Genomic DNA, 19,009 nt, shown 5'->3' with positions numbered 1-19,009 from the left:
GGCTCAGTTCAGGCATTGCGCGCCGGCTTTGGCCACTTGTGCGTCCTGCTCGGCTTTGACACCGGACACCCCGACCGCGCCGATCACCTGGCCGTCGACGATGATCGGTACGCCGCCCTCAAGGGACGTCAGCAATGGCGCGGACAAAAAGGCGTGGCGCCCGCCATTGACCATCTCTTCATAACCTTTGGATTCGCGCCGACCCAGGGCCGAAGTGCGGGCCTTTTCGGTGGCGATGTAGGCGCCAATCGGAGCGCAACCGTCGAGGCGTTCGAGGGCCAGGGGGTGGCCGCCGTCATCGACAATCACGATGGTCACGGCCCATTGGTTGCTCTGCGCTTCGGTGCGTGCAGCCGCGAGGATTTGGCTGACTTCGGTCTGGCTCAGTACGGTTTTGTTTTTCATGGGGATTCTCCAGTGCTCGGTTATGGCAAGGCGGCTTCGACCAGTTCGATCCAGTGCCTGACAGGGGTTCGGCCCGCACCGTCGAGGTGGGACTGACAGCCGATATTGGCCGTGACAATGACTTCGGGATGTCCGCTTTCCAGCGCATTGAGCTTGTTGTCGCGCAGTTGCCGGGACAGTTCGGGTTGGGTCAGCGAATAGGTGCCCGCCGAGCCGCAGCACAGGTGACTGTCGGCAACAGGCGTGAGGTTGAAGCCCAGACTCGTCAGAATCGCTTCCACCGCACCGCCCAGTTTCTGCGCGTGCTGCAAGGTGCAGGGGCAATGAAAGGCCAGGCGCTGGGCGCTGTGGATACCGAGCTTCTCCAGCGGCTCGTCGCGCAGCACTTCGACCAGATCCTTGGCCAGCGCACTGACCTTTTTCGCCTTCTCGGCATAGGCCGGGTCGGTGCTGAGCAGGTGACCATAATCTTTGATGAAGGCACCGCAACCGCTGGCGGTTTGCACGATGGCCTCGGCACCGTTTTCAATGCTCGGCCACCACGCGTCAATGTTGCGACGGGCGCGATCCAGGCCGGCCGCCTGAGCGTCGAGGTGATAATCCACGGCGCCGCAACAGCCCGCCTCGCGGGTCGCGATGACGCTGATCCCCAGCCGATCCAGTACTCGAGCGGCGGCCGCGTTGGTATTGGGTGACAGACTCGGTTGCACGCAACCTTCGAGCATCAGCACCTGTCGTGCGTGGCGAGTGACCGGGCGCGGCTTGGCCGGATAGACGCGGCGAGGCAACTTTATCTGCAAGGTGTTGGGCAACAATGCCCGGAACACCTGACCGCTGCTGACCAGCCCTTGGAACAGCGCAGGATTGGGGATGACGCTGCGCAATCCTTCACGCAACAAGCGCTGACCGAGCGGGCGCGGCACCGCCGCATCGACCACCGCCCGGCCGATGTCCAGCAAGTTGTGGTAATCGACACCGGAAGGGCAGGTGGTTTCGCAGTTACGACAGGACAGGCAGCGATCCAGGTGTAGTTGGGTCTTTTGCGTGACTTCGTTGCCTTCCAGAACCTGCTTGATCAGGTAGATGCGGCCCCGCGGTCCGTCCAGTTCATCGCCCAGCAATTGATAGGTCGGGCAGGTGGCATTGCAGAAACCGCAGTGCACGCAGGTGCGCAAGATGCTTTCGGCTTCTTCGGCGCGGGGCAGCTGGCGGGCTTGTTCGCTCAAGGTGGTCTGCATGGGTCAAAGCTCCGCGTACAGGCGCCCGGGGTTGAAGATGCCCCGGGGATCGAGTTGTTGCTTCAAGTTCCGGTGGTAGCGCATCAATGCGGCAGGCAACGGTTGAAACGGGCTGTCGATCAGGCCATGGGTATAGCAGGTCACATGCCCGCCGACTTCTTCGACGATCGAGCGAATGAACGCTGCCTCCGCGTCAGATTTGAGCCAGCGCTGCGCACCGCCCCAATCGATCAACTGACGGCCGGGCAGGGAAAGCCGAGGCGTGTTGTGAGGGACGGACAGGCGCCAAAGTGCCTGGTCCTCATCGAAGAAGCTCAATCGATGTTCGTTGAGATCCTCCCAATAGGAAGCGTCCAGCAACTCGCCGCCGAGTCGGTCATGAGCCGCCGCCACCGAGCCTTCGCCACCCTCAAGCCGCAGGTGCAGGCGCTGCCCATCGTGGCACGCAGCGCTGATCGGCAGCGGCTGTTGCCCCCATTCGGCGAGGCGCAGCAACGCGCGATCGCCGTCCATTTCCAGGCTGATGCTTAAAGCTTGACGCGGCTTGGGCAGGACCTTGAGCGAGACTTCGATCACCACGCCAAGCGATCCGTAGCTGCCGGCCATCAAGCGCGACAGGTCGTAACCGGCGACGTTTTTCATGACTTCGCCACCGAAGCGTAAATGCTTGCCATGACCGGTGATGACCCGTGTGCCGAGGACGAAGTCCCTGACAGACCCAGACCAAGGACGCCGTGGCCCCGACAGCCCGCTGGCGATCATGCCGCCGACAGTCGCGCCGTCGCCGAAAGAGGGCGGTTCGCAGGGCAACATCTGCTGCGCCGCGTCCAATACTTCAGCCAGTTCTGCCAACGGGGTGCCGCAGCGGGCGGTGATCACCAGCTCGGTCGGGTCGTAGCTGACGATGCCTCGGTGGCTGCGCGTGTCGAGCACTTCGCCCGCCACGATGCGCCCAAGAAACGCCTTGCTGTTGGAGCCTTGAATGCGCAACGGCGTAGCGTTTTGCAGCGCCTGGTTGACCTGATCCAGCAGCGAGGCGCTGTCGTCGATATCGTGTTCGCTGTGCATCAGAAACGCTCCAGTTCAGGGAAGGGCATCTGACCCAAATGGACGTGCATGGCGCCGAACTCGGCGCAGCGGTGCAGCGTCGGAATGTTCTTGCCGGGGTTGAGCAAGCCACTGGGATCGAAGGCGGCTTTGACGGCATGGAACACGGTCAGCTCATCGCTATTGAACTGCGCACACATCTGATTGATTTTCTCTCGGCCTACGCCGTGTTCACCGGTAATGCTGCCGCCGACCTTCACGCACAATTCGAGGATCTTGCCGCCCAGGGTTTCTGCGCGATCCAGCTCACCCGGTTGGTTGGCATCGAACAGAATCAGCGGGTGCATGTTGCCGTCACCGGCGTGGAAAACGTTGGCCACCCGCAGGTCGTACTCGGCCGACAACGCGGCGATGGCGTTCAGCACGCCGGGCAGCTCGCGGCGCGGAATCGTCCCGTCCATGCAGTAATAATCCGGTGAGAGACGGCCCACCGCCGGAAAGGCATTCTTGCGTCCCGCCCAGAAACGCACGCGTTCGGCTTCATCGCGGGCCTGGCGCACTTCGGTGGCGCCGGCCTGTTCCAGCACTTGGCGCACGCGGTCGCAGTCATCATGAACGTCGGCTTCAACGCCATCGAGCTCGCACAGCAGAATGGCTTCGGCGTCGACCGGATACCCCGCGTGGATGAAGTCTTCGGCGGCGCGAATGGCCAGGTTGTCCATCATTTCCAGACCGCCGGGGATGATGCCGGCGGCAATAATGTCACCCACCGCACGACCAGCCTTCTCGACGGAATCGAACGCTGCCAGCAGCACTTTGGCGGACTGGGGTTTGGGCAGCAGTTTGACCGTGACCTCGGTGATGACACCGAGCATGCCTTCGGAACCGGTGAACAACGCCAGCAGATCGAAGCCCGGAGAATCGAGCGCCTGAGAACCCAGGGTCAGGTGTTCGCCGTCGACGGTGAGGATGTCGACCTTGAGCAGGTTGTGCACGGTCAGCCCGTACTTCAGGCAATGCACGCCACCGGCGTTTTCCGCCACATTACCGCCGATTGAACAAGCGATCTGCGAGGAAGGGTCCGGCGCGTAGTACAAGCCAAACGGCGCTGCAGCCTGGGAAATCGCCAGATTGCGCACCCCCGGCTGAACCCGAGCCGTGCGGGCGGCAGGGTCGATGTGCAGAATATTGTTGAAGCGCGCCATCACCAGCAGCACGCCTTTTTCCAGCGGCAATGCACCGCCAGACAAACCGGTGCCGGCACCGCGGGCGACCACCGCGACCTGCCGCTCATGGCAGAGTCGAAGCACGCCTTGCACTTCGTCGATGTGGCGCGGCAGCACTACCAGCATGGGCGTGGTGCGGTAAGCAGAAAGTCCATCGCATTCGTACGGTTTGAGCTCTTCCTGTTGATGCAGGACTTCCAGATCCGGCCATTGCGTTTGCAGGGCTTGCAGCAGGGCAGTTTTGTCGACGTCAGGCAGGACGCCGTCGACGCGTTCATCGTAAAGAATGTTCATAGTCGGTTGACGACCCTCAGTTGTTTTTATAGGAGGTCTGTGTCCGTTTACCACTGACTTGCATCATTGGCCTGAGGCGTTCTACTGTCTATGTGTTGTTTGGCTGGTCAAACCAGTTTTTTATTCGGTAGTTTTTTATTGGTGCAGCAGCTGTTGCCCTCGGAGCGTCGTCTGGCCGAATAACTCGGCGTTTCCCGCACTGCACTTCGCGAGGGCCTCAAGCTGTTGCGCGTTCGCGGGATTATCAAGACAGAGCAGGGCAAAGGCTCATTTGTAGCCGACCTTTCGGGCCACGGTGCCGCGTCGCCGTTGATGCACTTGTTCAGCTCACAACCCCGCACGCTCTACGATTTGTTCGAAGTCCGCAGCCTGCTCGAAGGCGAGTCCGCACGCCTGGCAGCCTTGCGCGGAACCGACGCTGACTTTGTCCTCATCACCCGCAGCTACGAGGCGTTGCTCAATGCCCATAGCCGTTCGCTGGAGGCGTCCGAACACGCCTGACTCGATCATGCGTTCCACCTGGCGATTTGCGAGGCCTCGCACAACCCGGTGCTGGTGCAGACCTTGCGCTCGCTGACGGACTTATTGCTGAACACGGTGTTTGCCTCGGTCAACAACCTCTACCACCGCGAGCCACAAAAGCGTCAGATCGACCGTCAACATGCGCGGCTCTACAACGCCGTCACCGGCCGTATGCCGGAGCAAGCACGCAAGGCGGCCATCGCGCACATCCAGAGCATCTGCGAAAACCTCAAGGAAATTGAAAGCGAGGAACAGCGTCTGGTTAGGGCCATGCTGCGACTTGAGGGGTGGGCGTAAGGCCCGGGCGGTGAGCCCGGGCTACGTCAATCAATGCCCGCCCACAACCATACTGCTGAACGGCGCCACATACGCCTGCAACGTCACCAAACCACCGACCAGAATGGCCAGGATGATCGAGTGGAAAAACACATAACGCAGGATTTCCCCTTCATGTCCGTACCAGCGGGTGGCGGTGGACGCCACCACGATCGACTGCGCGTCGACCATCTTGCCCATGACCCCGCCGGAACTGTTGGCAGCAGCCATCAACACCGGGCTGATCCCCAACTGCTCGGCGGTCACCCGTTGCAAGCCGCCGAACAGCACGTTGGACGCCGTGTCCGAGCCGGTCAAGGCCACGCCGAGCCAGCCGAGCAGGGTGCCGAACATGGGGTAGAAGATGCCCGTCGCGGCGAAGGCCAGGCCCATGGTGGCGTCCAGGCCTGAGTAGCGGGTGAGGAAGCCCAGGGCGAGCATCGCCACGATAGTAATCAACGAGTAACGCACCAACCAGATCGTTCGCAGGTAATGGTGGATCAACTGCGGGATGGAGTAACCCATCAGCAACCCGCCGAGGATCGCCGACAACAGGATGCCGCTACCGGTGGCGGTGAACCAGTTGAACTTGTAGATCGCCTCTTCGGTTTTCGGCGCAGGCACCACCGGTGGAACCTTCTCGATCTGCTGGTGAATGGTGGTGAAGGTCAGCGTCGGGGCGAAAATCGGGTTGGCTTCGCGCATCGGTTTGCCTTGCGGGTCGAGTTTGGCGGAGCTGGTGGCCGGATCGATCGCCGCGCGAGTATCGAACATGTTTTTGAAGCTCTGGGTGCCCCAGGCGAACACAAAGATCGTGAGGATGATCCAAGGCATCCAGGCGCGCATCACCGCCGAGCGGTTTTCGCTGTTGAAGGTGGCGGTCGCCGTGGGTTGTACGTCGTGCTCATCGTCGATCTTTGAGTTGTCTACCCGCCCTGACAGCGCGGCGGAGGTATGGATGGTGGCCGGTTTCCAGACCTTGATGAAACCGGTCAGGCAGGCCATGGAAATCAGCGCGGCGATCACGTCCACCAGCATCGGCCCGTGGTAGTTGGACACCAGGAACTGCGGCACGGCGAAACTGACCCCGGCCACCAGAATCGCCGGCCAGATTTCCAGCATCTTGCGCCAGCCGGCGAAGGCCCAGATCAACCAGAACGGCACGATCACCGAGAAGAACGGCAATTGCCGGCCGACCATCATCGACAGCTCCATTTCATCCAGTCCGGTCACCTTGGCCAGGGTGATGATCGGCGTACCCAGCGCGCCGAACGCCACGGGCGCGGTGTTGGCGATCAACGCCAGGCCAGATGCGGCCAGAGGTGAGAAGCCCAACCCGATCAGAATCGCCCCGGTCACCGCCACCGGCGTACCGAAGCCTGCGGCCCCTTCGAAGAACGCACCGAAGCAGAAGGCAATCAGCAGCAATTGCAGGCGTCGATCGTCGGTGATGCGCGCCAGGGAATCCTGCAGCACTTTGAACGAGCCGTTCTCGGTGGTCAGCCGATGCAGGAAGATGATGTTGAGCACAATCCAGCCGATGGGCAGCAAGCCGTTGGCGGCGCCGTACAGTGCGGCCGAGCCGGCCATGTTCGCCGGCATGCCGAAGGCGAAGATCGCGATCACCAGCGCCGAGGCCAGAGCCATCAATGCGGCCAGATGCGCCTTGATATGGAAAAACGCCAGGGCTGCCAGCATCACCACGACCGGCACTGCTGCCATGAGGGTTGAAAGTATCGGGTTACCGAATGGATCGTAGATTTGCTGCCAGACCATGTTCCACCTCTGCTTTTTATTGTTGGGAGTGCAGACCCCGTGGGGTTGGTGGCATCTAGTATAGGTGGCATTACGCCGCTGTCCTGGCAGGCCTTTTAGTGGGCCGCACTGAGCTAACATGGCCAATGGGTAAATGCGCTACTCGGACTTCAACGACGGGAGAAATGCAGCCATGACTGAACGCCATATGCACCACAAGGAAACGCTGTCGAACGGATGCAAGATCGAGGTCAAAGCCGAGATATTGAATGACGGCTCATTGGGAATGTTCATCGGTGTTTACCGGCCGGACGGCACGGCCATTTTTGAGGACCACGATCCAAAACCGCATCTGCTGGACATGGAGGCAGCCTTTGACTGGGGGATCGAAAAGGCCAAGACCCTCGGCAACAGTCAAAAAACGCTGTAAAGCCCGGTTTTGGACACCCTCATAAAGAAGTCCGAACGCTCATCCAGCAGACCGACCCCGACGTGGTCGAGGAATGGAAGTGGCGGGGGCTCCAGTGTGGTCGCACGCCGGAATCATCTGCACCGGTCAGACCTACAAGCAGGTCGTGAAGCTGACGTTTGCCAAGGGCGCTTCGCTGGAAGACCCTTCAGGCCTCTTCAACGCCAGCCTCGAAGGTCATGGCTTATGAGGTGTGTTGTCGTACAACAATGCTCAATCATCAAATCTTCCATACCCTGCGATTAACACCCGAAACGTCAAAAGTCTAACGGTCCAGCAATCAGCAGCGTGTGTACGATATAGCAATGTTAACGGGCAGTCTTTGTCGAGACGAACGGCTGCTTTTTCAGATTGACAGCCAGGTAGTCAACTCGCTATAAAAGGCATGGTTGTACGACGACAGACGATCATCGACTGTTAAACACTAAAAATAAAAACGAGTGTCGGCCCCATCATGAATTCAACCCGCCTGCGCATCCCCCTGAATGCCGCTTCTTACGGTTCGACCTTGACTGCTTGCCCATTCCTGCAGTCAGGCCTGTTGCATACGACTGTCCCACCAAACGCTCCATAGCTCTTGCTAGATGTCCAACTCCAGCCGCTGAGCATGGAATACCCATTTTCGAGCCCGCAATACAGTGGCGTGGACTCATCGCGTTTTGACGATGCTCTACGACACAATTGATCTCGCTTGAAACCGAGAGATCATCACCATAATCCAACAATAAAGTGATGCCATGAATCTGAACGAGCCCATCAATCCGCAACGAATCGGCCAGGCCGTCGGCAAGTACCGCTGGACGATTTGCGCGCTGTTGTTTTTTGCCACCACCGTCAATTACCTGGACCGCCAGGTACTGAGTCTGTTGGCGCCGGATCTGTCGACGCAATTTGGCTGGAGTAACACCGATTACGCGAACATCGCCTCTGTCTTTCAGTTTGTGTACGCGATCTCCATGCTGTTCGCCGGGCGCTTCGTTGACAAGATCGGCACCAAGAAGGCCTATGTGGTAGCGATCTGCATCTGGTCGACCGGCGCGATCATGCACGCCTTTGCGGAGCCGATGGGCGAGGGTATTGCCGGCATCAGCAGCGCCTTGGGCCTTGCCGTCATCCCGGTTTCGATCGCCGGTTTCATGCTGTCGCGCGCCGTGCTGGCGATCGGCGAAGCGGGTAACTTCCCGATTGCCATCAAGGCCACCGCCGAATACTTCCCGAAGAAGGAGCGTTCGTTCGCCACCGGTATCTTCAACTCCGGCGCCAATGTGGGCGCGATCCTGGCGCCGATCTGCGTGCCGCTGATTGCCGGCCTTTGGGGCTGGGAAGCGGCGTTCATCGTGATCGGTGCGTTGGGCTTCGTTTGGGTGGTGGTATGGATTGCGCTGTACGAAAAACCGGAGCAGCAAAAACGCCTGTCGGTGCAAGAGCTGGCCTACATTCGCAGCGATCAGGGCGCACAAGCGCTCACCGGCACAGACTCGGGTGCCGCCGCCAAAAAAGTATCGTGGTTCAAGTTGCTGACCTACCGCCAGACCTGGGCCTTTGCCTTTGGCAAATTCATGACCGACGGCGTGTGGTGGTTCTTCCTGTTCTGGCTTCCGACCTACCTGTCGGCGCAATACGGCATGAAGGGCCAGGCCATCGTGTTGCCGCTGGCCGTGCTGTACAGCATGACCATGGTGGGCAGTATCGGCGGCGGCTGGTTCCCCAGCTATTTCATGGCACGCGGCGACGCGCCGTATGACGGCCGTATGAAAGCCATGCTGGTGATCGCCTTCTTCCCGCTGCTGGTACTGCTGGCGCAGCCATTCGGTTACATCAGTTTCTGGGTGCCGGTGCTGCTGATCGGCGTGGGCGCATCCGCACACCAGGCGTGGTCGTGCAATATCTTCACCACCGTGTCCGACATGTTCCCGCAGAAAACCATCGCTTCGGTGGTCGGTATTGGTGGTTTGGCAGGTGGCTTGGGCGGCGTCGTGATGACCAAGACCGGCGGTTGGGTGATCGACCATTACAAACTGATCGGCGATATCCATACCGGCTACATGATCATGTTTGCCATCTGTGCGGTGGCCTATCTGGTGGCGTGGAGTGTGATGAAGACGCTAGTGCCACGCCATAAGGAAATCACCGACCTGTAAACGGCGACGCGCATGGCCTGCTGACGTCCCGTCCGCAGGCCATGCGCCCACATCCTCGCTGAAATGCCCGATCTCAAACTGATGGCCGACTTGTCCCACTATGTCGTGGGCCGCGAACTGCCAGAGCCGGCCACTGCCGAGGACGACGAGCAGATCCATACCATCCTGCGTCACAGTTGGGGGTTTCATGGTCGCGTCGCCAATGGCGAACAGGTCTCCTGCATCGACCCTGACTGGAGCGTTTCCTGGGCTGGTGGCGCTATGGGATTGAGGATTGGCTGGCCCGACCGAACACACCCGCCAGCCTGTCCTTTACCTGTGAACTCGGTCCGCCGCCGTATGCAATGACGGGTGCCCACGGAAGTGACATCACCGATCGCTGGGCCGAGGCGTTGATGCTGAAGGAGCTGATGCGCAAGGTCTGGAAAGGGTGCCAGGAATGATCTCAAGGTGGTCAATATGTGATGGTCGCTGCCTCTGCTAAGCTCGTGTCAATTCCGTTTCAATGAGATGACCGAATGGCATTCGTCGACAAGTTCGTTGCTGAGATACTGGCGCTTCAGGTTGCCCTGTATCACGCCCATGCTCGGTTGGAAGCACGAACGGATAGCGAAGCGTTGCATGATCTGAGGATCGCCGTGAGGCGTATCAGGAGTTTGCTCCGACCGATGCGCGCCATGAATGAGGTGGCGACGCTGAACATCGCGGCAGCTGAAGTGGGAAGGCTGACTGCGCCCGCTCGGGATCTGGAGGTGATGATTCAGGAACTGGAGGGCAGGGGCTTTCCTGCCCAGGTTCAGGTCAGGAAAGCGCGCTTGGCATCTCACTACACCAGGGTTCTAAAAAGCCCACACCTCAACAACCTGTTCATCCAATTGGATGAATGGCCTTCCATTTTTCGCTCAGTGGAAGTCAACGGCGGTTTAAAGCACATCCAACCTCAAATTGAAAAAGCACTGAAGAAGCAGATTGACCGGCTGCATGCTGCCGTGGATGACGCTGAGTTCGATCGGCACGAGTTGAGAATCCTGGTCAAGCGCACGCGCTACCTCACGGAAGCTTTTCCCAAGCTTTCACCTCTCTCGCGGAAAGCGGCGAGTTCTCTCAAGGCACTGCAATCGGCTTTGGGCTCCTGGCATGACCATTATCAATGGTGCCAAAAGGCGCTGATCGAATCCGACCTGCGCCCGCTGGAAAAGATTTGGCAGAGCTGCGCAGCGACCGCTCTCGAAAAAGCCGAGACCCAATTGGTAGGCTTGGCAAAACGGCTGCCAAAATCATCAGGCAAAAAAAGCCGCCTACAGTGGCAGCAGAAGAACGAGCACGCGTTGTATAGCCTGAGTATTACTGTCGAAGGTTACAGCGATGACACATTTTTTGCGTCCTTCGAAGATCACATCCTCAAGACCCGCGATCCTGGAGTCTGCTCATCCGTAAAGGGCAGCGGGTGTCATCTTAGCGTCATCGACCCCATGGCAAGATCCTCGCAAACCGCCTAGTGCGCTCAGCTTGCAAGGAATCCCCCCATGAAAGGAGACGCCTCTCTATTTGCAGCCATTGACCTTGGTTCTAATGCGTTTCGCATGATGATCGGCCAGTCAGTCAGACGGCGTCAGGGGTTCGTGATCCAGGAGGTGAAAACCCTGCGTGAACCTGTCCGTTTGGCGGAGGGGTCTCATGGCGGCGCGCTGGACGAGTTGGCTCTGGATCGGGGATGGCAAGCGCTCGCGCGATTTGGCAAAAAGTTACGCGGCTTCGAGGCCGGTCGTGTGCGGGCGGTGGCGACCAGTGCCGTGCGCGAAGCCGACAATGCGCAACTGTTTTTGGCCAGCGCGGAGCGGCATCTGGGGTTTCGTATTGACGTCATCTCTGGGCATGAAGAGGCCCGACTGGTGTACGCCGGTGTTGCCCATACTATACCCGGTACCGAAAACAGGCGATTGGTCGTGGATATCGGTGGCGGCTCCACTGAATTGATTCTGGGGCAGGGCGCGCAGCCCCTGATGACCGAGAGTATTGCGATAGGGAGCGGCACCTTCGGCGCGCGTTACTTTCAGGGTGGCTGTATCACGGCTCAGGCGCTCCTGGAAGCTGAGCGCGTCGCCACTCTACAATTTGAAAAAGTGGCACGTCGTTATCGCGCGCTGGGTTGGCAGCAGGTGATTGGCTCTTCAGGCACCGCACGGATGCTGGCCAAAGTCCTCAAGGCCAACGGGTTGAACGACTATGGCGAAAGCGGCATCACCTACAGCGGTCTGTTGCGTTTGTCGTTGCGCCTGCTTGAAGTGGGGCATGTCAAACAGCTCGGCCTGGCGGGCTTGCAAACCCACCGCCAGAGCATCTTGCCTGGGGGGCTGGTGCTCATGCTGGCGGCATTCAAGGTATTTGGTGTCTCGCATATGACGCCTTCCGAGCCGGGTCTGAGGTTCGGCGTTCTGCATGGACTGATGAGTAAACACTGATCAACCCAGCAACCTTGCCTCGATGAAGGCCAACAGTTTGAAACAGGGGAAGAACGTTATGACTGACAAATGTCGAGTGCTGTTCGTTTGTGCGAAAAATGACGTTCGATCACTCATGGCAGAAGCACTGCTGCGACACACTGACTCGGTACGCTTCGAAGCCTTCAGCGCTGGCCTTGAGGCCAGTGAGATCGACTCACGCACCTTGGAATCTCTCGATCACATTGGGGTAAACCGCGCGGGGTTACGTAGTAAAGCAATCGATGAGTTTGAGGGGCAGCCGTTCGACTATGTCATCACCCTGTGTGATAAATCGTCCGAAGAAGCCTCCCGGATGCCAACTTCCGGCGAGGTGATGGTGTGGAGCTTCGAAGATCCGGCGACCAGTGAGCGCCATGAGCCTTTTCGTCATGCCCTCCAGGAAATTCACGACCGCATCAAAATGTTCGTCACCGTGAAGACCAGGCAGTCATAGATCGAGGGAGGGGCCGGCACTGTGCTTTGACCCAGTGAGGTGTGTCACTGGTGTTAGTGTTTTTCCATCCTGTAGCGCTACCCACAGGGCAAAATCGTTCTAAAAAGCCCGCCTTGCGCTTTGGAGTTTGTACTAATCTTGAAGGTGTAGGTGAAGACGCAGACTGATGCGCAAGCGGATGGCGAGGAAACGTGGGGCGCGTTCCGAAGGGTACACGGTTAGAAAGATCTCCGCGCTGAGATCCAGCCCTTATGCCGTGTGAAGCAGGACAGCACAAAACTGTTCTGTGGGAGTCCTGATAAACCTTGTAAGCCGGAGACCAGCACCGGCCACCTACTCGATTTCGAAGCCCGCCTTGTGCGGGCTTTTTCGTGTGCGCCGGATCTGTTTGTATCGGAACGTATCCCGCGCGGCTGCAGCTAACTTCGCATACAAATCCAAGGCATTCCGACACTTGCGCGATACACGGCGGCCTCTGAATAGAGCCACCGCATCCGCGGCAAGCTCCGCGCGATATTCCCGCGCACAGATTGGAGAAATGCCATGTCCCGTTTCAACCACCGTATCACCGCTGGCATGCTCGGCGTCGCCTTTGCCGCGGCACTCACCGCCTTCGCGGGCGTCTCTCAAGCACAAGAGGCGCCTCCAGTAAAAAGCTGGCAGGCGGGTCTTCACCGCACCGATCTGCTGCGCCAGGACCTCGACGTCTCCGGGCGTGAAGTGATCCAGGTTCGCGTTGATTTCGAACCGGGTGTGACCTCCCCCAAGCATTCTCATCCCGGGGTGGAAGTGGCCTACGTGATTGAGGGCACGTTTGAATATCAGCTTGAGGGGCGGCCACCGGTAACGCTTAAGGCTGGCGATTCCTTGTACATCCCCGCAGGCACCGCGCACGTCGCGAAGAACGTCGGCGCGAACAAAGCGTCTGAGCTGGCGACGTACATTGTGAAAAAAGACACACCACTGGTCGTGCTGGAAAAGTAAACGAGGTATCGGGTTATCGGCGGTCACGACGCACTGCCAGCGCGCGGCTTCCCAACGCGATGGCCAGTGCGACAGCGATCAGCACCAGCGCCACGGCGAAGGTGATCCGCAGACCGCTGGCAACCGCTTCGGGTCGCGCCGTTGCAATGTCGACCGAGGCCGATACGAGCGCGAACACCGCGCCCAGGACGGACGCACCTGTGATGAGCCCCAGATTGCGCGACAGGTTGAGCATGCCGGAGATGACGCCTCGCTGGTCCGGCTGAACATCCGCCATGACCGCCGTGTTGTTGGCTGTCTGGAACAGGGCATAGCCGAGGGTTATCACGACCATGGGCAAGAGATAGCCGCCGATGCCGAACGTCTCCGGCAATACCGATAACGTGAGGCATCCGGTCGCCATGGCGATGAGCCCGGCGAGGGTCATGCGTTGGGCGCCAAAGCGGTCGGCAATACGTCCAGCGGGCACACCCGTCAGTGCCGCGACAAACGGCCCGACCGACAAGACCAGTCCAACCAGTACGGCATCGAGCCCCAGCCCATGCGCGAGATAGAAGGGGCCGACCACGAGCGTCGCCATCATCACTGTCGCGACGAGCAGGCTCATGGCGAGGCTGCCACTGAGCACGGGATCACGGAACATCGCCAACCGAATCAACGGTGAGGTGACTCGAGCCTCGGCGAACACGAAGAGGCCGACGCCGCCGCCCGCCGCCAACAGCAAGGCGATGTTAAGCGGGCCGAAACTGCCTCGCCCAAGGGTCATCGCCAGCGCATAAGCGGCGAGTGTCAACGCCAGCAGCAATGTGCCCAGCGGGTCGAAGCCGGCGCGATCGGCCTTGGGCTTTTGGCGGTCGGCAGGCAAGTAGCGATGCGCGAGCACCAGCGTCAACAAGCCCGGCGGTACGGTGATGAGGAAAATCGCCTGCCAACCGAGCCCGCCAATCAGCAGGCCACCGAGCGACGGCCCCATCGCGGTACCTATCGCCGACATCGTCCCGAGCAAGCCCATGGCGCTGCCGGTTTTAGCCTTCGTCACCGTCTCGCCGACAAAGGCCATCGTCAGCGCCATCATGATTGCCGCACCGAGGCCTTGCAGCGCGCGGGCGCCAATCAGCAGCCAGAGCGTGGGCGCAAAGCCGCACAGGGCCGACGCCAGGGTGAACACGCCGATGCCGGCCAAAAGCAACCGCCGACGACCCGTGATGTCTCCGAGCCGACCGACACCGACGATCAGGGTAGTAATCGCCAGAAGGTAGGCGAGGACAATCCACTGCACGTGCTGGAAGGAGGCGTTAAACACCTCGGCCAAGGTCGGCAAACCCACATTGGCGATGCTGGTGCCGAGCGAGGACAGCAGCATCGACAGCGAAAGACTGGCCAGCGCCCACCGAACTGACGGTGTCTGTTGCGCACCCTCTGCGATTGCACTGAGTGATTTCATGCTATTCCTCTTTTCTGGCCACTCCCGAAGCGGAGCTATCAGAAAGCTACGCCCCGGCCTAACATGGCGGAAGGCGCACCATTTGCACTTGATACGTGCGTTCAACGCCACCTCACTCTGCCGCGGGGCGCTGCATGTCCACTCCCGATTTCAATTTGCTGATCACCCTTGATGTGCTGCTCGCCGAAGGCAGCGTGGCGCGCGCCGCCAAGCGCTTGCGCCTGAGCCCGTCGGCCATGAGCCGGGCGCTGGCGCGATTGCGCGAAACTACCGGCGATCCGCTGTTGGTCAGGGCCGGGCGGGGTCTGGTGCCCACCCCGCGAGCGCTCGAACTGCGCGAGCGGGTCAGCCAACTGGTGCAGGACGCAGAAGCGGTCCTTCGGCCTGCCGAGCAACCCGACCTAAGCCAACTGAGCCGCACGTTCACGCTGCGTACCAGTGAAGGCTTTGTCGAGAATTTTGGCGCGGACCTGATTGCCCGTGTCGCCGAGCAAGCCCCTGGCGTGCGGCTGCGCTTCATGCACAAACCCGACAAAGACAGCGCGTCACTGCGCGACGGGACGGTCGATCTGGAAACGGGAGTGGTGGGGAAAACCGCTGGGCCGGAATTGCGTACGCAAGGCTTGTTTCGGGACCGATTTATTGGCGTCGTGCGAATGGGGCATCCACTCAGCGAAGGCGAGATAACCCCCGCACTTTATGCGGCAGGCAGCCACATCAGTGTCTCGCGGCGGGGGCTCGACAAGGGACCCATTGATGAAGCCCTTGAGCTTCTGGGACTGGAGCGGCAGATAGCAACAATCGTTGCAGGCTTCTCCACTGCGCTGGCGCTCGCCCGGGCCACTGACCTGATCGCCAGCGTTCCCGAACGCCACACCGCAAGCTTGCGCACCGGCATGCACAGCTTTGCACTGCCGTTGTCTCTTCCTGCGTTCACCGTCGCCATGCTCTGGCATCCGCGGCTGGATGCCGATCCTGTGCATCGCTGGTTGCGGGGTTGCCTTCGGGATGTTTGTGCTGAGTAAGAAAGTTGTCAGATTTGATCTAATGTTCATTATTGAAACAATGATGTTTCACTCATGTAACTGTTGCTTGATTGTTCTGGTTCTATCGCTGGGTGATTTTGGTATAAAAATAATTTGAACTTATTAGCGTATAGGCGGTGGCGGGAAGGCAATGTCGCAAATGAGAAGTGTCTGCTAATGCAATTAAATGGCGCGATGCTATCAATGGTGGCCATTAACTAGCAGTGAGTATAGTTGTAACGCCTGAGTTACTTAGTGTGTATAACCTGATGAAATATAAATGATTAATTTTTGGTGATGACGAGGCAATTTGCCGAGCCGCAGCTCGGTGAGCAACGCGGGATCCAATAAAGGTTAATGGCAAAATATTGGCGGTCGATATATCAAAAAATAACTTCATAATAATACTGACGTTTTTCTTCTGCGGTGCTAGTGTTTCTAACTCCTTTTAACCGTACTTGTCTGTCTGCAGAGGCCATGTGTCATGCCGACTCCAACTCCACGGATTGCGATACTGGGTAATCGAGTTCCAAGCTTGAATCTTCCGGAGCTTGAGCACTTCGCCGATCTGGGTAGCTTGTTGGCTGCCCCCGCATTTGATGTCCTGCTGCTGGACCTGCCAGCGGTTTATGCCGGGCGGGTGCTTCGAAAGTTGCGCGCCATTTCCCCTTATCGCTACAGCCTCATTTACTGCTGCCGTGATCAGAACGGCTGGTGTGAAGCCTTGGGTGATGGCGCGTGCCCTGCCGATTCCACCGAAACAAGAACCCTCTGGGGGGTGTGGCGAGAACGCTACAGGTTGTTCAAACAGGGTTCCGCCCCCGAGCGTTTTGAAAGTCGGGTGCTTTCATGGTTGTGGTTGCGCGACAACGCCCACATCTATGCCCTTCGAGACCCGGAGGTGCCTCAGCATTATCGCTATCCGTTGCTGGACGCCCTGGCTGATAACGAGCAGGTCAACTCGTTTGTCTGGCTCAGTTTGATGGTGCAGCAGGACTGGCTGGAAGAGGGGATTTTGGTCGATCGCGTTCGCCTGTGTTCGGAGTGTGGCTCGGGCCGGCTCAATTACATTGATGTGTGTGCCGAATGTCAGGCCCTGGACATTTCACGGCAGCCTTCATTGCACTGCTTTACCTGTGGGCATGTGGGGCCACAGGAATCCTTTCTCAAGGACGGGGTGTTGTTGTGCCCTAACTGCTTGAACCGGTTGCGTCATATCGGCAGTGATTACGACCGCCCGATGGAGAACTATCGCTGTCGGTCATGTCAGGCGTTTTTTGTCGATGCCGACGTGCAGGCGCGCTGCCTGGATTGCGGCCTGTCACACACGCCTGACAAGTTGCGCGTACGCGAGGTCAGAGATTTTCGCCTGGCCGAGGCTGGCCGTTTCCGCTGCCGCCAGGAGTTCAGCGATCAAACGGTCCATCACTTCGGTCGACTCAATCTGTTAGGCGGGAAGGATTTCTATGACCTGCTGACCTGGCAGATGCAGGTCGTACGCCGCTACCAGTCGCCTGCCTTCTCACTGCTCGGTCTGCGCTTCGTCAACCTGGCCGGTACGCTGACTCGCCTGGGTGAACACCACGGCCATGCTTTCATCGATAGCGTGGCTGATCGATTGAAGGAAACCGTCAGGGAAACAGACCGCTGCTCTCGGAGTACCGAAGAGTACCTCTGGATCATGCTTCCCCATACCGATGGCGAGGGCCTGGAAACCGTCAAACAACGCTTGAGCCGGGTCGCCGAGTTGTTTTCAGCACCGGAGGTCAGCGACATTTCCCTGCGTGTCGTCAGCATCACGGCGCCCCAGGATCTTCTCGAGCAGGAAGATGGCGAACTACTACTGGCCCGTCTGGCCAGTGAGTTGGTGTGACCGCCATGAGCCCTTTACTGGAGCAACTCTACAACGCACTCAGCGCGTTGATGGGGCCGGATGGTTTGAGCCGGTTGTTTTTTATGCTTTTTCCCTTATTTCTGATCTTTGAATTGCCCCTGATGATCATGGTGATGCTGGGGGTATTGCGCTGGTTCACACGTCGGCGCACCCGTGTGCCGAAGATCAGTGTCTATCGGCCCAAGGTCTCTTGCATCATTACCTGCTACAGCGAAGGGATGGATGTTCAGACCACGCTGTTAAGCCTGTGCGAGCAAACCTACCCCGGCCACATCGAGATGATTCCGGTGGTGGACGGGGCCACGGTGAACCAGCCGACGCTCAGCGCCGTTCGCAGTTTCATCGTGGATCCGCAGTTGTACCCCAGACGCCATTTGCGCCCGATCGCCAAATGGCAGAGGGGCGGGCGGGTGTCGTCGTTGAACGCCGGCCTGTCGCTTGCCAGCGGTGAAATCGTGATGGCGCTCGATGGTGACACGTCCTTCGACAACAACATGGTCAGCTCCATCGTGCGCCATTTCGAGGACCCGTCGGTGCCTGCGGTCGCGGGTAGCCTGCGAGTGCGCAATGTCTGGGCTTCGTGGGTGACCGCGATGCAGGCTCTGGAATACCTGTTGTCCATCCACATGTCGAAAATCGGTCTGGCCGAATGGAACCTGGTCAATAACGTCTCGGGGGCCTTCGGGGCATTCCGCCGCAGCTTTCTGGTGAAAATCGGTGGCTGGAACACGCACACCGCGGAGGATCTGGACCTGACGTTGCGCATCAAGAGTTACTTCAAGCGACACGACTTGAGGATTCCCTTCGAGCCGGAAGCGATTGGACACACCGATGCACCGTCTACGCTCGGTCAGTTTCTGATGCAGCGCTTGCGCTGGGATGGCGACCTGTTTTTTCTCTACATCAGAAAGCACAACCACAACATCAACCCCAACTTGTTGGGCTGGCCGACCTTTCTGATGATCCTGCTCAGCGGCTTCTTTTTTCAGCTGGTGCTGCCGTTCCTCATCTTCAGCTACACCTTGCTGGCGTTGTTTGTTCTGCCGGGCAAGACGCTGTTGTTTCTGTTTGTACTGATCTATGCGCTGTACCTGACGATCACCGCGATGTTGTTCGGCGCCATGTTGTTGATGGTGTCCGACCGACCTGCAAAGGACATGACCCTGGGGTTGTTGGTACCTTTCTTTCCGCTGTTCATGCTACTCCTGCGGTGCTGGAGCGCAGTGGCCATGCTCAACGAGATTTTTCGCCGGGGCCACGAAGAAAGCTCGATGGCGCCGTGGTGGGTGCTTAAACGAGCCACGAGGTTTTGA

Annotated in this window: 15 protein-coding genes and 3 pseudogenes; 12 read left to right on the top strand and 6 right to left on the bottom strand. The window is 59.2% G+C overall.

Translation table 11 applies throughout. The annotated features are described in order from the left end of the window. Window positions 1–3 precede the first annotated feature (3 nt). The 4 genes from QFX16_RS16995 to glcD are packed head-to-tail and all read right to left on the bottom strand — an operon-like array spanning window position 4 to window position 4,210. Complete coding sequence (locus QFX16_RS16995; RefSeq protein WP_283180606.1) at window positions 4–405, bottom strand: heme-binding protein; 402 nt, start codon at window positions 403–405, stop codon at window positions 4–6. A 20-nt stretch (window positions 406–425) separates the two neighbouring features. Continuing rightward, entirely contained in the window at window positions 426–1,643 is a 1,218-nt protein-coding gene (glcF, locus tag QFX16_RS16990) for a glycolate oxidase subunit GlcF (protein ID WP_283180605.1), read from the bottom strand. A gap of 3 nt (window positions 1,644–1,646) precedes the next feature. Beyond that, window positions 1,647–2,711 (bottom strand): glycolate oxidase subunit GlcE, encoded by a 1,065-nt coding sequence (gene glcE, locus QFX16_RS16985; protein WP_283180604.1) that lies wholly within the window; start codon window positions 2,709–2,711, stop codon window positions 1,647–1,649. After that, on the bottom strand, window positions 2,711–4,210 hold the full coding sequence (gene glcD, locus QFX16_RS16980) for a glycolate oxidase subunit GlcD (RefSeq protein WP_283180603.1): 1,500 nt from the start codon (window positions 4,208–4,210) through the stop codon (window positions 2,711–2,713). The genes glcE and glcD overlap by 1 nt, the downstream gene beginning before the upstream one ends. A 147-nt stretch (window positions 4,211–4,357) precedes the next feature. On the opposite strand from glcD, the pseudogene glcC reads away from it, so the two are divergent. After that, a pseudogene (glcC, locus tag QFX16_RS16975) lies at window positions 4,358–5,029 on the top strand (transcriptional regulator GlcC); the annotation flags it as partial. 30 nt (window positions 5,030–5,059) lie between these two features. Here glcC and QFX16_RS16970 read toward each other — a convergent pair. Beyond that, the gene (locus QFX16_RS16970) at window positions 5,060–6,823 is read right to left on the bottom strand and encodes an L-lactate permease (protein ID WP_283180602.1); all 1,764 of its coding nucleotides are present in this window, start codon (window positions 6,821–6,823) and stop codon (window positions 5,060–5,062) included. Between the two features lie 172 nt (window positions 6,824–6,995). Here QFX16_RS16970 and QFX16_RS16965 point away from each other — a divergent pair, with 172 nt between their 5' ends. From QFX16_RS16965 to QFX16_RS16930, 8 genes and pseudogenes are all read left to right on the top strand, one after another. Next, entirely contained in the window at window positions 6,996–7,232 is a 237-nt protein-coding gene (locus QFX16_RS16965) for a hypothetical protein (RefSeq protein WP_283180601.1), read from the top strand. 29 nt (window positions 7,233–7,261) lie between these two features. Next, window positions 7,262–7,452 (top strand): annotated as a pseudogene (locus QFX16_RS16960) (DUF1801 domain-containing protein); the annotation flags it as partial. Window positions 7,453–8,008: 556 nt separating this feature from the next. Further along, window positions 8,009–9,412 (top strand): MFS transporter, encoded by a 1,404-nt coding sequence (locus tag QFX16_RS16955; RefSeq protein WP_283180600.1) that lies wholly within the window; start codon window positions 8,009–8,011, stop codon window positions 9,410–9,412. 51 nt (window positions 9,413–9,463) lie between these two features. Then, window positions 9,464–9,855, top strand: a pseudogene (locus QFX16_RS16950) (sugar phosphate isomerase/epimerase); the annotation flags it as partial. 75 nt (window positions 9,856–9,930) lie between these two features. Next, entirely contained in the window at window positions 9,931–10,911 is a 981-nt protein-coding gene (locus QFX16_RS16945) for a CHAD domain-containing protein (RefSeq protein WP_283180599.1), read from the top strand. A gap of 27 nt (window positions 10,912–10,938) precedes the next feature. Next, window positions 10,939–11,874, top strand: a complete 936-nt coding sequence (locus QFX16_RS16940; protein WP_283180598.1) for a Ppx/GppA family phosphatase — start codon at window positions 10,939–10,941, stop codon at window positions 11,872–11,874. A gap of 58 nt (window positions 11,875–11,932) precedes the next feature. Continuing rightward, window positions 11,933–12,349, top strand: coding sequence for an arsenate reductase ArsC (locus QFX16_RS16935; protein WP_283180597.1), 417 nt, complete (start codon window positions 11,933–11,935; stop codon window positions 12,347–12,349). 543 nt (window positions 12,350–12,892) lie between these two features. Next, window positions 12,893–13,333 (top strand): cupin domain-containing protein, encoded by a 441-nt coding sequence (locus QFX16_RS16930; protein ID WP_283180596.1) that lies wholly within the window; start codon window positions 12,893–12,895, stop codon window positions 13,331–13,333. Window positions 13,334–13,346: 13 nt separating this feature from the next. Here QFX16_RS16930 and QFX16_RS16925 read toward each other — a convergent pair whose 3' ends face one another. After that, window positions 13,347–14,777 (bottom strand): MFS transporter, encoded by a 1,431-nt coding sequence (locus QFX16_RS16925; protein ID WP_283180595.1) that lies wholly within the window; start codon window positions 14,775–14,777, stop codon window positions 13,347–13,349. A 134-nt stretch (window positions 14,778–14,911) separates the two neighbouring features. Here QFX16_RS16925 and QFX16_RS16920 point away from each other — a divergent pair, with 134 nt between their 5' ends. From QFX16_RS16920 to QFX16_RS16910, 3 genes are all read left to right on the top strand, one after another. Next, window positions 14,912–15,802 (top strand): LysR family transcriptional regulator, encoded by an 891-nt coding sequence (locus tag QFX16_RS16920; protein ID WP_283180594.1) that lies wholly within the window; start codon window positions 14,912–14,914, stop codon window positions 15,800–15,802. A 484-nt stretch (window positions 15,803–16,286) separates the two neighbouring features. Next, window positions 16,287–17,675 carry a TackOD1 domain-containing metal-binding protein gene (locus QFX16_RS16915; RefSeq protein WP_283180593.1) on the top strand — a complete coding sequence of 463 codons (1,389 nt, stop codon included), beginning with the start codon at window positions 16,287–16,289 and terminating at the stop codon, window positions 17,673–17,675. Window positions 17,676–17,680: 5 nt separating this feature from the next. Next, window positions 17,681–19,009, top strand: coding sequence for a glycosyltransferase family 2 protein (locus QFX16_RS16910; RefSeq protein WP_283180592.1), 1,329 nt, complete (start codon window positions 17,681–17,683; stop codon window positions 19,007–19,009).

This window comes from Pseudomonas svalbardensis (assembly GCF_030053115.1).
GTDB lineage: Bacteria > Pseudomonadota > Gammaproteobacteria > Pseudomonadales > Pseudomonadaceae > Aquipseudomonas > Aquipseudomonas svalbardensis.
Note: the sequence above shows the minus strand (reverse complement) of the source record. Positions and strands in the feature narration are given on the sequence as shown.

What these genes read in the sequence shown, in the direction of transcription:
- QFX16_RS16995 (WP_283180606.1), bottom strand. Translation starts at nt 405, where the DNA reads ATGAAAAACAAAACCGTACTGAGCCAGACCGAAGTCAGCCAAATCCTC.
- glcF (WP_283180605.1), bottom strand. Translation starts at nt 1,643, where the DNA reads ATGCAGACCACCTTGAGCGAACAAGCCCGCCAGCTGCCCCGCGCCGAA.
- glcE (WP_283180604.1), bottom strand. Translation starts at nt 2,711, where the DNA reads ATGCACAGCGAACACGATATCGACGACAGCGCCTCGCTGCTGGATCAG.
- glcD (WP_283180603.1), bottom strand. Translation starts at nt 4,210, where the DNA reads ATGAACATTCTTTACGATGAACGCGTCGACGGCGTCCTGCCTGACGTC.
- QFX16_RS16970 (WP_283180602.1), bottom strand. Translation starts at nt 6,823, where the DNA reads ATGGTCTGGCAGCAAATCTACGATCCATTCGGTAACCCGATACTTTCA.
- QFX16_RS16965 (WP_283180601.1), top strand. Translation starts at nt 6,996, where the DNA reads ATGACTGAACGCCATATGCACCACAAGGAAACGCTGTCGAACGGATGC.
- QFX16_RS16955 (WP_283180600.1), top strand. Translation starts at nt 8,009, where the DNA reads ATGAATCTGAACGAGCCCATCAATCCGCAACGAATCGGCCAGGCCGTC.
- QFX16_RS16945 (WP_283180599.1), top strand. Translation starts at nt 9,931, where the DNA reads ATGGCATTCGTCGACAAGTTCGTTGCTGAGATACTGGCGCTTCAGGTT.
- QFX16_RS16940 (WP_283180598.1), top strand. Translation starts at nt 10,939, where the DNA reads ATGAAAGGAGACGCCTCTCTATTTGCAGCCATTGACCTTGGTTCTAAT.
- QFX16_RS16935 (WP_283180597.1), top strand. Translation starts at nt 11,933, where the DNA reads ATGACTGACAAATGTCGAGTGCTGTTCGTTTGTGCGAAAAATGACGTT.
- QFX16_RS16930 (WP_283180596.1), top strand. Translation starts at nt 12,893, where the DNA reads ATGTCCCGTTTCAACCACCGTATCACCGCTGGCATGCTCGGCGTCGCC.
- QFX16_RS16925 (WP_283180595.1), bottom strand. Translation starts at nt 14,777, where the DNA reads ATGAAATCACTCAGTGCAATCGCAGAGGGTGCGCAACAGACACCGTCA.
- QFX16_RS16920 (WP_283180594.1), top strand. Translation starts at nt 14,912, where the DNA reads ATGTCCACTCCCGATTTCAATTTGCTGATCACCCTTGATGTGCTGCTC.
- QFX16_RS16915 (WP_283180593.1), top strand. Translation starts at nt 16,287, where the DNA reads ATGCCGACTCCAACTCCACGGATTGCGATACTGGGTAATCGAGTTCCA.
- QFX16_RS16910 (WP_283180592.1), top strand. Translation starts at nt 17,681, where the DNA reads ATGAGCCCTTTACTGGAGCAACTCTACAACGCACTCAGCGCGTTGATG.